General features: G+C 64.7%; 15 protein-coding genes and 1 tRNA gene. 10 read left to right on the top strand and 6 right to left on the bottom strand.

Annotated elements, in window-relative coordinates; all coding sequences use genetic code 11:
• Positions 1-6: 6 nt before the first annotated feature.
• The 6 genes from mrdA to MKI88_RS10390 all read left to right on the top strand — a co-directional run bounded on the left by mrdA (position 7) and on the right by MKI88_RS10390 (position 5,718).
• The gene (gene mrdA / locus MKI88_RS10415; RefSeq protein ID WP_241631314.1) at positions 7-2,028 is read left to right on the top strand and encodes a penicillin-binding protein 2; all 2,022 of its coding nucleotides are present in this window, start codon (positions 7-9) and stop codon (positions 2,026-2,028) included.
• Complete coding sequence (gene rodA, locus MKI88_RS10410; protein WP_241631313.1) at positions 2,025-3,137, top strand: rod shape-determining protein RodA; 1,113 nt, start codon at positions 2,025-2,027, stop codon at positions 3,135-3,137. The genes mrdA and rodA overlap by 4 nt, the downstream gene beginning before the upstream one ends.
• A gap of 89 nt (positions 3,138-3,226) precedes the next feature.
• Positions 3,227-3,302 (top strand) — tRNA-Lys (locus MKI88_RS10405).
• 118 nt (positions 3,303-3,420) lie between these two features.
• The gene (locus MKI88_RS10400; protein WP_241631312.1) at positions 3,421-3,582 is read left to right on the top strand and encodes a hypothetical protein; all 162 of its coding nucleotides are present in this window, start codon (positions 3,421-3,423) and stop codon (positions 3,580-3,582) included.
• 69 nt (positions 3,583-3,651) lie between these two features.
• The gene (locus MKI88_RS10395) at positions 3,652-4,617 is read left to right on the top strand and encodes an MBL fold metallo-hydrolase (RefSeq protein WP_241631311.1); all 966 of its coding nucleotides are present in this window, start codon (positions 3,652-3,654) and stop codon (positions 4,615-4,617) included.
• Positions 4,618-4,746: 129 nt separating this feature from the next.
• Positions 4,747-5,718, top strand: a complete 972-nt coding sequence (locus MKI88_RS10390) for a nitronate monooxygenase family protein (RefSeq protein ID WP_241631310.1) — start codon at positions 4,747-4,749, stop codon at positions 5,716-5,718.
• 1 nt (position 5,719) lies between these two features.
• On the opposite strand, the gene MKI88_RS10385 is transcribed toward MKI88_RS10390, so the two are convergent.
• The gene (locus MKI88_RS10385; protein ID WP_407073336.1) at positions 5,720-6,166 is read right to left on the bottom strand and encodes a DUF1465 family protein; all 447 of its coding nucleotides are present in this window, start codon (positions 6,164-6,166) and stop codon (positions 5,720-5,722) included.
• A gap of 103 nt (positions 6,167-6,269) precedes the next feature.
• Complete coding sequence (locus MKI88_RS10380) at positions 6,270-6,467, bottom strand: YdcH family protein (RefSeq protein WP_241631308.1); 198 nt, start codon at positions 6,465-6,467, stop codon at positions 6,270-6,272.
• A gap of 182 nt (positions 6,468-6,649) precedes the next feature.
• On the opposite strand from MKI88_RS10380, the gene MKI88_RS10375 reads away from it, so the two are divergent.
• On the top strand, positions 6,650-6,805 hold the full coding sequence (locus MKI88_RS10375) for a DUF465 domain-containing protein (RefSeq protein WP_241631307.1): 156 nt from the start codon (positions 6,650-6,652) through the stop codon (positions 6,803-6,805).
• Between the two features lie 161 nt (positions 6,806-6,966).
• On the opposite strand, the gene MKI88_RS10370 is transcribed toward MKI88_RS10375, so the two are convergent.
• The 4 genes from MKI88_RS10370 to MKI88_RS10355 all read right to left on the bottom strand — a co-directional run bounded on the left by MKI88_RS10370 (position 6,967) and on the right by MKI88_RS10355 (position 9,743).
• Positions 6,967-7,398, bottom strand: coding sequence for a PilZ domain-containing protein (locus MKI88_RS10370; RefSeq protein ID WP_241631306.1), 432 nt, complete (start codon positions 7,396-7,398; stop codon positions 6,967-6,969).
• An 89-nt stretch (positions 7,399-7,487) separates the two neighbouring features.
• Entirely contained in the window at positions 7,488-7,952 is a 465-nt protein-coding gene (gene dksA, locus MKI88_RS10365) for an RNA polymerase-binding protein DksA (RefSeq protein WP_241631305.1), read from the bottom strand.
• A gap of 733 nt (positions 7,953-8,685) precedes the next feature.
• Complete coding sequence (locus MKI88_RS10360) at positions 8,686-9,243, bottom strand: hypothetical protein (protein WP_241631304.1); 558 nt, start codon at positions 9,241-9,243, stop codon at positions 8,686-8,688.
• Positions 9,244-9,302: 59 nt separating this feature from the next.
• A complete protein-coding gene (locus tag MKI88_RS10355) occupies positions 9,303-9,743 on the bottom strand; it encodes a host attachment family protein (protein WP_241631303.1) in 441 nt (146 codons plus the stop codon).
• Between the two features lie 109 nt (positions 9,744-9,852).
• Between MKI88_RS10355 and serS the strand changes: the two genes are divergently transcribed.
• The 3 genes from serS (at position 9,853) to MKI88_RS10340 (ending at position 13,032) form a co-directional block, all read left to right on the top strand.
• Complete coding sequence (serS, locus tag MKI88_RS10350) at positions 9,853-11,130, top strand: serine--tRNA ligase (protein WP_241631302.1); 1,278 nt, start codon at positions 9,853-9,855, stop codon at positions 11,128-11,130.
• Positions 11,130-11,894 carry a 5'/3'-nucleotidase SurE gene (gene surE, locus MKI88_RS10345; RefSeq protein WP_241631301.1) on the top strand — a complete coding sequence of 255 codons (765 nt, stop codon included), beginning with the start codon at positions 11,130-11,132 and terminating at the stop codon, positions 11,892-11,894. Before serS ends, surE begins: the two co-directional genes overlap by 1 nt.
• Before the next feature lie 97 nt (positions 11,895-11,991).
• Positions 11,992-13,032 (top strand): TrkA family potassium uptake protein, encoded by a 1,041-nt coding sequence (locus MKI88_RS10340; protein ID WP_241631300.1) that lies wholly within the window; start codon positions 11,992-11,994, stop codon positions 13,030-13,032.
• Positions 13,033-13,190 lie beyond the last annotated feature (158 nt).

Genomic DNA, 13,190 nt, shown 5'->3' with positions numbered 1-13,190 from the left:
AGGTCGATGAAACGCCGCCAGCGCCCGATCCTGTCGGAAGCCCAGCAATCGCTTTCCTTTACCCGGCGGACGCTCTTCCTCGGCGGTGTTCAGGCGGGCGTCGGCGTGCTGCTTGCGACGCGCATGGGCTGGCTCTCGATCGCGGAGAATGAGCGTTACGAGCTCATGTCGGAGAGCAACCGCGTCAATCTGACGCTGATTCCGCCGCGCCGCGGATGGATCGTCGACCGCTATGGCCGGCCGATCGCGATCAACCGCACCGATTTCCGCGTCGACCTGATCCCCGACCGCGTCACCGATCCCGAACGCGTCGTCACCGCACTCGGCAACCTGCTTGCGCTCGATCAGGATCAGCGCGACCGCATCCTCGAGGATCTCGACAAGGCCGCGGGCTTCCAGCCCGTGCAGGTTGCCGCCGGCCTCACCTACGACCAATATGCCGCGATCAGCGTGCGGCTGCCCGATCTGCCGGGCGCTGCCCCCGCGCGCGGCTATTCGCGCTTCTATCCCGATGGCGCCGCGGTCGGCCACCTTGTCGGCTATGTCGGCGCGGCCTCGGCCAAGGACTATGAAAAGTCCAGGGATCCGCTGCTCATCACCCCTGGCTTCAAGGTGGGCAAGGACGGCATCGAGAAGATGGTCGACGAGCGCATGCGCGGCCAGCCGGGCGCCAAGCGCACCGAAGTCACCGCGCGCGGCAAGCTCGTGCGCGAACTCGCGACGCGCCCGGATACGCCGGGCAACACCGTCAAGCTCACCATCGACGCGGGACTTCAGGCCTATGCCGCACGCCGCATCGGCACCCAGTCGGGCTCGTGCGTCGTCATAGATTGCCAAAATGGCGACGTCCTCGCGATGGCGTCGATGCCCGCATATGACCCCAACAGCTTTTCCGACGGCATCAGCCACGCCGAATGGAACATGCTGTCCGAGGACGAGCGCGTCCCGCTCATGAACAAGACGCTGCAGGGGCTCTATCCGCCCGGATCGACCTTCAAGCCGATCACCGCGCTCGCGCTGCAACAGGCGGGCGTCGATCCCAAAGAGATCGTCTACTGCGGCGGCGGCTACCAGCTCGGCAATCGCCGCTTTGCCTGCCTCAGCCGGCACGGCCCGATGAACATGCACACCGCGATCGCGAAAAGCTGCAACACCTATTTCTACACCATGGGACGGCGCGCCGGGATCGAGGCCATTTCCGAGGTGGCGCATCTGCTGGGGCTGGGAACCGAATATACGCTGCCCATGCCTTCGCAGAAATATGGCACGGTGCCTGATCCCGCCTGGAAGCAGCGCCGCTACAAGCAGAACTGGAGCGTGTCGGACACGCTCAATACATCGATCGGGCAAGGCTATCTGCAGGTGAGCCCGCTGCAACTCGCGGTGATGGCGTCGCGCGTCGCGTCGGGAAAGATGCTGATACCAAGGCTGACCGCAGGCGAGGTGAAGCCCGCGGCCCCTCTTCCCTTTTCACCCGAGTTTATCGCCAATGTCCGTTCGGGGATGGACGAGGTCGTCAACGGCGCGGGCACCGCGGGCCGGAGCCGGCTGCCGCTCGAAGGAATCCGCATGGGCGGAAAGACGGGGACGGCACAGGTCCGCAACTTCAAGGGCGGTGCGCGGCGCGGCCTGGGCATCCCCTGGAAATTCCGCGATCACGGCCTGTTCGTATGCTTCGCCCCGGTCGACAATCCGCGCTACGCCGCGGCCGTCGTGATCGAGCATGGCATGTCGGGCTCGGGCGCGGCGGCGCCGGTCGCGAGCGACACGCTGCTCTACCTGTTCGATCCCGCCAAGGCGATGGCCAAACTCGAGGCCTTCGAAAAGGAATGGGGCGGCGACATCAACACGCGCATGGCCGCCGACGCGGCACGCTACAAGGCCGCGCGTGAGGCCGAGGCAAATCCCGCGGTCGCCGCAGCGCATGCCGAGGCGACGGTGGCCAACGCCAGCAATGCCACCAATGCAAGCAACGCCGCCGCGCCGCAGCCGACCAATACGGCAGCGGCTGCCGGAGAGGCCGAATGATGGGCAATTCGCTTGTCCCTGCGCCGCTCTCGCGACTGCCCTGGAAGCTGCTGCTGCTGGTGATCGGTATCACCGGCTTCGGCCTCGTCGTGCTCTATTCGGCTGCGGGCGGCCATCTGAAGCCCTGGGCCTTTTCCCAGGGGCTGCGCTTCTGCGTGTTCCTCGTGATGGCGCTCGTGCTCGCGCGCGTGCCCGAGGGTTTCTGGAAAGCGGCCGCCTTTCCGCTCTATATCGGCATATTGGTCCTGCTGATCCTCGTCGAGATGCTGGGCTTTGTCGGCGGCGGCAGCCAGCGCTGGCTGGATCTGGGCTTCATTCGTATCCAGCCGTCCGAAATGATGAAGCTGGCGATCGTGCTTGCGCTCGCACGCTATTACGACCTGCTTCCGGTCGGCCAGATCCGTAGCTGGTCGGCGATGTGGCCGCCCGCGCTCGCGATCGGCGTGCCGCTCGTGCTGGTGATGATTCAGCCCGATCTCGGCACTTCGCTGATGATCGCAGCCGGCGGGATCACGATCATGTTCCTCGCGGGCCTTCCGCTGTGGATCTTCATCGGCGGCGGGCTGGCGCTCGCGGCCGCGGTTCCGATCGCCTTCTCCATGCTCCACGATTATCAGCAGAAGCGCGTGCTGATCTTCCTCGATCCCGAAAGCGATCCGCTGGGCGCGGGCTATCATATCAGCCAGTCCAAGATCGCCATCGGTTCGGGCGGCATCTTCGGCAAGGGGTTCCTGAATGGCAGCCAGAGCCATCTCGACTATCTGCCCGAGGGGCATACCGATTTCATCTTCGCCACCATGGCCGAGGAATGGGGGCTGGTGGGCGGCCTTGCGATCATCATCGGCTTCATCATGCTCGTGCGCTGGGGGCTGCGCGTCGGCCAGCGCGCGCAGACGCGCTTCGCGCGCCTGACCGCGGCGGGGCTGGCGACGACGATCTTCTTCTACGTCGCGATCAACCTGATGATGGTGATGGGGCTCGCCCCCGTCGTCGGCATCCCGCTCCCGCTCTTCTCCTTTGGCGGCTCGGCGATGATGACGGTGATGATCTGCATCGGCATCATGATGTCGATCGAGCGTTCGGGACAGCGCCGATCGAGTTTTGGATGAAATAGCGTTTGCAAGGTCGCGAATCCCTTGCTAGGGGGCACGCCTCTTGATCGCGCAGCCCAATCGGCCGCCGGTTTTAGGCACAGTGTGGACGCATAGCTCAGTTGGTAGAGCAGCTGACTCTTAATCAGCGGGTCCTAGGTTCGAGCCCTAGTGCGTCCACCAAAGCCTCCTTCCCTTACTGCCTCGACGATGCCGTAAGCTCCCGGCGATTTGACGGATGTCACGGCGCCTTGTTGGCGATTGCGCTATCGCAACGACCTTTCAAACCGGGGGGTGCACGATGGCCAGCACGGAGGACCGCGACTATTTCCTCCGTCGCGAGCGTGAGGAGCGGATCGCCGCCGAGCGTGCAACGCATCCACTGGCGCGCAATGCGCATCTCGACATGGCCGATCGCTATCACGCAAGAGCCGCAGTGAGGCGCACACACGCGCGCACCTGACTGTCCCCGCACCCATCGCAGATATCGAACCCGCGCCGCGCGCCTTCACATCCACGTGATGCTAGAGTTGTGGTCGCCGCGATGCGCCACGGCTACGACGATGACATGGTCAACAAGGGGAAAATGCCCGTGATCGTCAGAATCGCAGCCCTCATCATCTGCAATGCCGCGGTTGTCGCCAGCGCGCAGACGCAACCGCCCGCCGTCGCGCCAAAGTTCGAACCCATGAGTGAAGGCACCCACGTGCTCGTGGGCGATGTCGGCAACGTGCTGGCCTCGATCGGCGCCGACGGGGTGCTCCTCGTCGACGACCAGTATCCGAATACCGCGCGCAGCATAGAGACCGCGGCCAAGGCGATTTCGGCGACGGCGCCGATCCGCTATGTCATCAACACGCACTGGCACGTCGATCACAGCGGCGGGAATCTTTACTTCGCCCGCAATGGCGCGACGCTGGTGGCGCACGACAATGTTCGCGCGCGAATGGGCGCCGAGCAGTTCATGAAGGCCTATAACGCGCGTATCCCGGCAGCGCCGCAGGGCGCGCTCCCGGCGATCACCTTCGCTGCGGATATCACGCTGCGTATCAATGGCGAGACCATCCAGGCTATCCACATGCCAAACGCGCACACCGACGGCGATGCGGTGGTGTTCTTCAGGAACGCCAATACGGTGCACATGGGCGACATCTTCTTCAACGGCATGTTTCCCTTCATCGACACCGGCAGCGGCGGCAGCGTGCAAGGCGTGATCGCAGCCGTCGACAAGGTGCTCGCGATGACCGATGCGAAGACGCGCATCGTGCCAGCACACGGCCCCGTGACCGACCGTTCAGGCCTTGCCGCCTATGGCGCGATGCTGCGCGACGTCGCGGCCAGGGTCCAGGCCGGGATCGACGCGGGCCTGCCGCTTGCCGAGATCCAGAAGCGCAACATCACGGCGCCTTATGCGAAGAACATGGAAGGTGATGGCGAGAAGTTCATCGGCTTTGTCCATGAAAGCCTGACCGCCAAAGGCTTGCCGGCGCGCCCGTGACCGGCGTGCCGTGCGTCACGGTCCTCCGATTCGCGGCCGATATGTCACGCCCGCCCATGCTCCAGCGACATTGCCGTAGCGGCACAGCCGGGCGCTGGACAGGGCCTTTAGTTGCGGTATGAAACGCATATGACCCTGCCTTCCCCCCTCTTCGATCGCCTGCGCCTGCCCGTGATGGGGTCGCCGCTTTTCATCATCTCCGGGCCCGATCTCGTGATCGCGCAGTGCAAGGCGGGGATCGTGGGCTCCTTCCCTGCGCTCAATGCACGGCCGCAAACGCTGCTCGACGAATGGCTGCATCGCATCACCGAGGAGCTCGCCGCGTGGAATCGCGACAATCCCGATCGGCCCGCAGCGCCGTTCGCGGTCAACCAGATCGTGCACAAGTCGAACGACCGGCTTGAGCAGGATCTTGCCACATGCGCCAAATGGCAGGTGCCGATCATCATCACCTCGCTGGGTGCGCGCGAGGATCTCAACACGGCGGTGCACGGCTGGGGCGGCATCACGCTCCACGACGTCATTGACGATCGTTTTGCGCGCAAGGCGATCGAAAAGGGCGCCGATGGCCTGATTCCCGTGGCCGCGGGTGCTGGCGGACATGCAGGACGCCTGTCACCCTTCGCGCTGATGCAGGAAATCCGGCAATGGTTCGACGGCCCCGTCGCGCTTTCGGGCGCGATCGCGCATGGGCGTTCGATCCTGGCCGCACAGGCGATGGGGGCCGATCTTGCCTATATCGGCTCGCCCTTCATCGCGACCGCTGAAGCCAATGCCGACCCCGCCTACAAGCAGGGGATCGTCGAGGGGCGCGCCGCCGATATCGTCTATTCCAGCCTCTTCACGGGCGTTCACGGCAACTATCTGCGCGGCTCGATCGAGGCCGCCGGGCTCAATCCCGACGACTTGCCCGAGGGCGACGTCGCGACGATGAACTTTGGCTCGGGCGGCAACCAGAACAAGAAGGCGTGGCGCGACATCTGGGGCTCGGGTCAGGGGATCGGCGCGGTGCACGCCGTCGAGACGGTGGCGGATCGCGTCGACCGGCTGCTGGCCGAATATCAGGCCGCCAGGGCCGAACTGGCCGCGAAAGCGCGCTAGGTCAGAGCGACGCCCGCAGGCGTCGCATGAGGCTGTGCGCGGGGCTTTCGCCCTGCTCCATGCCACTGTCGATACGCTTCACCCGGTCGTAGAGGTCGATGCTTGAACGGATGAGCCCCTGCGCATCCTCGGGCAGCTCGGCGACCAGCGCAGTGTCGCTGTCGACGGCATGGCCCAGGCGGCGCGACGGATGGCGCCCCTGCACCTCGTTCAGTTCGCCCGCCTCGACCGCGCGCCGCGTGAGCAGCCATGCGATAACGTGCATCAGGCGCGTCGTGACCTTGAGCGATTCACATGAGAAGCCCACGCGCAGCATGGGCGCGAGCAGTTCGCGATCGTCCTTGCCATGCTCGTCGAAATAGGCGCGCGCTTCGTCAGCCAGCAGCATCGCCTCGACGTACAAGGCGTCCACAAGCCGCGGCGTCAGACGTGATTCTGCCCTTTGCATGTCCATGGCCTGAAACTGGCATAATCGGAGGCGCGACGGAACGCAGAAAACTGGTTAGCCGCGCGAAGGCAGCGTCGCTGTCCCGAATTGACGCGACGGTGGCTCAGGCGATGATGTCGGGTATGAGCTGGTCTTCCAGCACCGCGATCTCGTCACGCAAACGCAGCTTCCGCTTCTTGAGCCGCGCGAGCTGGAGCTGATCGGCGGCCGAGAGGTCGGCAAGCGAACTGATCGCGCTGTCGAGATCGCGATGCTCGATCCGCAGCAGTTCCAGCCTTGCCTTGACCTCGTCGGTACTCATCCATCCTCTCCCACGCGCGAACCGGCTACCAAGGGTGCACATTCGTCGTTCGCACGTTCCCGGTCAACGAATCGTCGCACATGGGACGCGCCCCGCCGATTGGCGCGAATCAGGGGAAGACAGCAACGCAAATCCATGTTTCAATCCTGTGTCGCAACATCCAGCCAGAAGGAGACAGAAGGATGGAACAGGCACATTTCTCGGCATTGGAAGCAAAACACGCCGGTCTCGAGCACCGGATCGCCGAAGAGAGTCGCCGTCCATCTCCCGACTCGGCCATGCTGGCACAACTCAAGAAGCAGAAACTCAAGATCAAGGAAGAGCTGGCTGAGCTCTAGCGCCTGATCGGTTGCGGTGGAAGCGCTTCGCGCTTCCGCCGATGCCGTGCATTCAGGCTCTATCAAACAGCTGACTTTGATTCACGCTTCAGGCCGATACAGCCTGAAACGATCAGGGTCCGGAGCCGACCAAACCGTCCGCCAGCGCCTGGATCAGCGGATCAGCGGTTCCGCAAGCCGGGACGGCGGGCATCGCCCGCGGGTTTGACGAATTCGGGGAGGTCTGCGCCCTGCCCCACCGGCCTGCGCGCGGCCAGAGGATCTATCTCGAGATCGAAGGCGACGCCGATGCGGTCGGCCGTCCGCCAGGCGACCTTGCCCGTCACGCGACCCACGCCGCGCAGGATCACCTCCACGGCATCGCCCTTGGAAAAGTCGGCGTCGCATTCCGCCATCATGCCGCCCGCCGACAGATTGCGGACACGCACCCTGTGCTCTTCCCCGCCACCGCGAAGCACGAGTCCGGCCAGAAACAGACTGTCGCGCACATCTTCCCGCCCCTGCGAAGCCAAGCCAGCAGCGTTGAAATTGGCGATATGCTCCACGACTTCGGACCCCGATCTGCGCGTCAGCGGAGGCTGCGCTGCTTGCATCGGATTTAACGCCGCATTGGTTTGAAAAGCGTTAAAAGCGGTGGCGCATCAAGCCGATAGCGTGACGCAAACCGGGCCGGCGGCGCAACCTATTCGTCGCGCGAGATCTTTTCCTGGCGCTCGTGGCGCTCCTGCGCCTCGACGGTCATCGTGGCGATCGGACGCGCCTCGAGCCGCGCCAGCGAGATCGGTTCGCCGGTGACCTCGCAATAGCCATATTCGCCCTCGCCGATTCGGCGCAGCGCCGCGTCGATTTTCGAGATCAGCTTGCGCTGGCGGTCGCGCGTCCTCAGCTCGATCGACCAGTCGGTCTCACTCGAGGCGCGATCGGTGACATCGGGTTCGCGCAGCGAATCATTCTGCAGCTGGTTGAGCGTGTCACGCGACTCGCGAAGGATATTTTCCTTCCATGCGAGCAACTTGGCCCTGAAATATTCGAGCTGGCGTTCGTTCATGAACGGCTCGTCTGCCGAGGGGCGATAATCGGAGTCCAGCGTCGGGGCGCGCAGGGCCGGATCGGCTTGCGCCTCGTTCTTGGTTAACGCTGTCGCCATTTGCCCGTCTCCGTAACTTTACCGACTGGCCTGTTGGACGATTGCCCATACAAGCGCAGCTCCCCGGCGCGCCTATAGCCGCCTCGCGCCCAGACACACAAGCCGCAGAATCACCCTGCAGTATTCGTATATCCTCTCGATCTAACGCCATGCCCCGGACCAGGTTGCGGTTTGATGAATATCAAGGCGCCCAAAGCGGCGAATCGCCTGCCCTTACCTCCGTGCCCGCCGCTTTGGCGTTAACCATATCAATTGCATGTTTCGTTAATCATTGGCCTCAAAAGCGCCCCCAATCGGGACATTAACCAATGTTGCTCGCCATCTGCCCCCGACTCGGTATGACGTTCGACAGAAAAGAAGGTTAATCAACTTGTTACGCGCCCCGTTGATCCGTCTATCGAAGCCAGGGCCTGCACCTGTCCAATCGGGTTGAGCAAGCCGGGCACGGAAAAGAGAGCAACATGTCGGTACGGATGGCTTTGGCAAAACTGTGCGCCTGTGCGTGTGGCGGTGCGATCATCGGCGGTGGCGCGGTGCATGTCGCAGAACGACCACGACCGGCGGTGGTCAAGAGCGTCAAAAGCGTCAAAAAATCCGCGGCAAAGCCGGTAGCCCGCGCCCCGCGTTACGCGATGAAGCCCGTTCAGCGCGTGAAACCCGCGCCGGCCGTGGAGGCGCTTCCGCAGATCCCGATCGCTCCGGTTCCAGTCGCGCTGCCAGCGAGCACCACCGTTCAGGGCGGCAGCGGCGGCACCCCCGTCGTGATCGGCGGAAGCAGCGGTTTTGGCGGGGGCGGCTTCTTCGGAGGCGGGTTCTTCGGAGGCAGCAGCGGCGGCGGCAGCATCGTGGTGTCGTCCACCAGTTCGGGCGGATCGACCAGCACCTCCTCCGGCGGATCGGGTGGTTCAAGCACGAGCACGTCGAGCGGCGGTTCATCGACGAGCACATCGACCGGCGGGTCGAGCACGAGCACGTCTACGGGTGGGTCGTCGACCAGCACCTCCTCGTCGGGCAACGTGTCCACCTCGACCTCGAGCAGCGGCAATGTCGCCTCGTCCACCAGCACATCGTCGAGCACCAGTTCCTCGACCAGCACGAGTTCGAGCACGTCGTCGAGCACCAGCTCATCGACGAGCAGCAGCTCCAATGGCGGCAGTTCCTCGCACGGCACGTCCAGCGGGACCGAGGTTCCGGCGCCACCCGCAATTCTGCTCTTCGGCGCGGGCGCGGCCATACTCGCCGTGCGCCGCAGGAGCGCGAAAACGGCCGGCTGATCCAACACTCGGCCCATTGAAGGGCGCCGCCTCACGCGACCGGGCGGCGCCCTTTTTTTTCGTCTTCAGCCCGGCGTCAGGCCTCGATCAGGATCTTCTCGATCTGCGGCACGGGATGCCCGGTCAGGTTCTTTGCGATCTCGCCCTTGAGCCGGCTTTCGACCTCCTTGTGATAATGTTTGCGCAGCGCACCGAGCGTCGCGGGAGGGGCGACGACCCAGAGCGAGTCGAATTCGTTGTCGAGCGCGCCCTTGCGGAGAAGCTCAGCCGTCTCGACCGCGAAGCGCGCCTCCTCGATCGCGTGAAAATCGGCTTCTTCATAGGCGCTGCGGCCATTGCCCATGCTGGAAAAGGCGCGCCCGGGCGCGTCAGATTTCTGTTCCCGATTGGGCGGATTGTCCTGTTCCCGCAGCTGCACAAGCTCGAGATTAAGATCGGTGGGGCTGCCCTTGTTCTTGAACAGCATCATCTTGTTGCCGTCCGCCACGACGACAAGACCATCATGCGCGATCCGCATACCGCTCTCCTTTTCGATGAAACTGACAAGTGAAACCGAATGTGGAACGCACGGATCGCCTCGCGGTTGCGCTCTTGCATGGCGCGCCGCCGCCCGCCATAGCCGCGCCATGCACGATATCCGCCTGATCCGGGACGACCCGCACGCCTTTGACGCAGCCCTTGCCCGCCGCGGGATCGAACCGCGCTCGGCCGAACTGCTCGCACTCGACGAAAAGCGCCGCGCGGTGACCACCGAGGCGCAGGTCGCGCAGGCGCGCCGCAACGAGGCGTCGAAGGCGATCGGCGCCGCCAAGGCACAGAAGAAGGACGACGAGGCGGCGGCGCTGATGGCCGAGGTCGCGGTGCTCAAGGAACGCCTGCCCGCGCTCGAGGCCGAGGAACGCACGCTCGGCGAACAGCTCGACGGCTTGCTCGCGGCCATCCCCAACCTGCCCGCCGCCGATGTGCCCGAGGGCGAGGACGAGGCGCAGAATGTCGAGATCGCACGCTGGGGCGAACCGCGCGTTTTCGATTTCACCCCGCAGGAACATGCCGATTTCGCGCCCGCGCTGGGCCTCGATTTCGAGAGCGCCGCGAAAATCTCGGGCGCGCGCTTCGCGGTGCTCAGGAGCGGGATCGCACGGCTCAACCGCGCGCTCGGCCAGTTCATGCTCGATCATCAGGGGCGCGAAGGCTATGCCGAAACCGCGCCGCCGCTGCTCGTCCGCGACGAGGCGATGTTCGGCACCGGCCAGCTTCCCAAGTTCCGCGACGATCAGTTCGGTACGCTCGATGGCCGCTGGCTGATCCCGACCGCCGAAGTCAGCCTCACCAACCTCGTCCGCGAGTCGATCCTCGACGAGGCTACACTGCCGATCCGCGTCACCGCGCTCACGCCCTGTTTCCGCCTCGAGGCGGGCGCGGCGGGCCGCGATACGCGTGGCATGATCCGCCAGCACCAGTTCGAAAAGGTCGAGCTCGTCACGATCGCCACGCCCGAGCAGTCCGATGCCGAGCATGAGAAGATGTGTGCCGCCGCCGAGGGCGTTCTGCGCGCGCTTGGCCTGCCCTATCGCAAGATGCTGCTCTGCAGCGGCGACATGGGCTTTTCGGCGCGCAAGACCTTCGACCTCGAAGTGTGGCTGCCCGGCCAGAACACCTATCGCGAGATCAGCAGCATATCCAATTGCGGCGATTTCCAGGCGCGCCGCATGGCCGCGCGCTATCGCCCCGCGGGCGAGTCCAAGGGCACGCGTTTCGTCCATACGCTCAACGGCTCGGGGCTGGCTGTCGGCCGCACGCTCGTCGCGGTGCTCGAGAATTATCAGCAGGCCGACGGATCGGTCCGCATTCCCGAGATCCTGATTCCCTATATGGGCGGCAGGACCGAACTGAGGCCCGCCTGATGCGCATCCTCCTCACCAATGACGACGGTATCAATGCCACCGGTCTCAAGGTGCTGGAGAAGATCGCGCGCACGCTTTCGGACGATATCTGGATCGTCGCGCCGATGGAGGAGCAGTCGGGGGCCGGTCATTCGCTGACGCTGACGCGTCCCTTGCGCATCCGCCGCCATGACGAACGCCGCTTCTCGGTCAGCGGCACGCCCACCGACGCGGTGCTGATGGCGCTGGGCCAGATCATCGAGGGGCCTCGCCCCGACCTCGTGCTCTCGGGCGTCAATCGCGGGGCCAATCTGGCCGAGGACGTCACCTATTCGGGCACCGTCTCGGCCGCGATGGAGGGCGCGCTCGCCGGCGTCCGCTCGGTGGCACTCAGCCAGGTCTATGCGCGCGACGGCATGGGCGAGCAGGTGCCCTTCGACGCGGCCGAGGGCTGGGGTGAAAAGGTCCTGCGCCCGCTGCTCGACCGGGACATGCCGCATCGCACGCTCGTCAACATCAACTTCCCCGCAATGGCTGCCGAGGCGGTGAAGGGCGTGAAGGTCGTCCGGCAGGGCTTTCGCGACTATGGCCGGCTCAAGATCGTCAATGGCACCGATCCGCGCGGCTTTCCCTATTACTGGTTCGGCCTTGGCGGCAGCGTGGAAACAGCAGGGCACACCACCGATGTCGAGGCGGTGGCAGACGGATATATCACGGTCACGCCGCTCCAACTCGACCTGACGCACGACCCGTCACTCGACGTGCTTGAAGCAGCCTATCGCTGAAAGGTCGCTCGCTCCGTGCGGGGAGCGCGTGGCTATACTTGGACGGAAAATGCGATAACCTCTGCCGCATGGCGACAGTTCAGACGGCACACCGCTGATGCCCAGGCGCAAGTCGAGGCGCGACCTGCGCTACGAAACGCTGCAGCGGCGCTCGCAAATGCCCGTATGGCTTTCGATCGGCTGGCGGGTGGCCTTTGTTCTCGGCCTGCTCGCCTTCGCGGTCAGCGTCCACTGGTTCGACCGCGAGGGTCTCCGCGACAATTACGACGGTGAGATCAGCTTCATCGACGTCCTCTACTTCACCGCGATCTCGATCACGACCACGGGCTATGGCGATATCGCGCCGGTGACCGAACGCGCGCGACTGTTCGACGCGCTGATCGTGACACCGATCCGCATCTTCGTCGTGCTGATCTTCCTTGGCACAGCCTATAACTTCGTCTTCAAGCGGACATGGGACAGGTGGCGCATGAAAGTGATCCAGAGGAATTTGCACGATCACATCGTCGTCTGCGGCTTCGGCACCAGCGGGTCGGAGGCCGTCGACGAGCTTGTGGCGCGTGGCACGCGGCCGCAGGAAATCGTCGTGATCGATTCATCGCCCGTCGCGCTTGAACGCGCCGAAGCGGTCGGCTGCGCGGTGATGGAGGCCGATGCCACGCGCGACCAGACGCTCGAAGAGGTGCAGATCCGCCGCGCGCGATCGGTCATCGTCTCGGCAGGCCGCGACGATACCTCGATCCTGATCGTGCTCACCGTCCGCCATCTGGCGGCCGAGGTGCCGATCAGCGTGCTCGTCCGCGCCGAGGACAATGAAGTGCTCGCGCGTCAGGCGGGCGCGACCACCGTCATCAATCCCGTCAGCTTCTCGGGGTTGCTGCTCGCGGGGTCGACGCATGGGCCGCACCTTGCCGATTATCTCGCGGATCTTGCGGGCACGCACGGCCGCGTCAAGCTCGCCGAGCGCGCGGTGGAGCCCGACGAGGTGGGCAAGCCGCTATCCGCGGTCGAAACAGGCCTTGCCGTGCGCCTTTACCGCGACGACCGCCCGTTCGGCTTCTGGGAAGCCGAGGCGCAGGCGCTTCGCACGGGCGACATGATCGTCGAGATCATCCGCGGCGACACGGCGCCGGCCTAGATGTGAGCTTTCAGGAGGTTGTTCATCCGGCGTGACCGGATCAGACTGAGGTTGCGACACTTCAGGTCTGAAGGAACGACCGGATGAACATTCACAAGAATGCCCGAACCACGCCTTACAGTCGAGCCGAGATCGTCCGGCGCGTGATGATCCTGCGC

The sequence above is a fragment of the Sphingomonas sp. LaA6.9 genome, from assembly GCF_022601895.1.
Taxonomy (GTDB): domain Bacteria; phylum Pseudomonadota; class Alphaproteobacteria; order Sphingomonadales; family Sphingomonadaceae; genus Sphingobium_A.
Note: the sequence above shows the minus strand (reverse complement) of the source record. Positions and strands in the feature narration are given on the sequence as shown.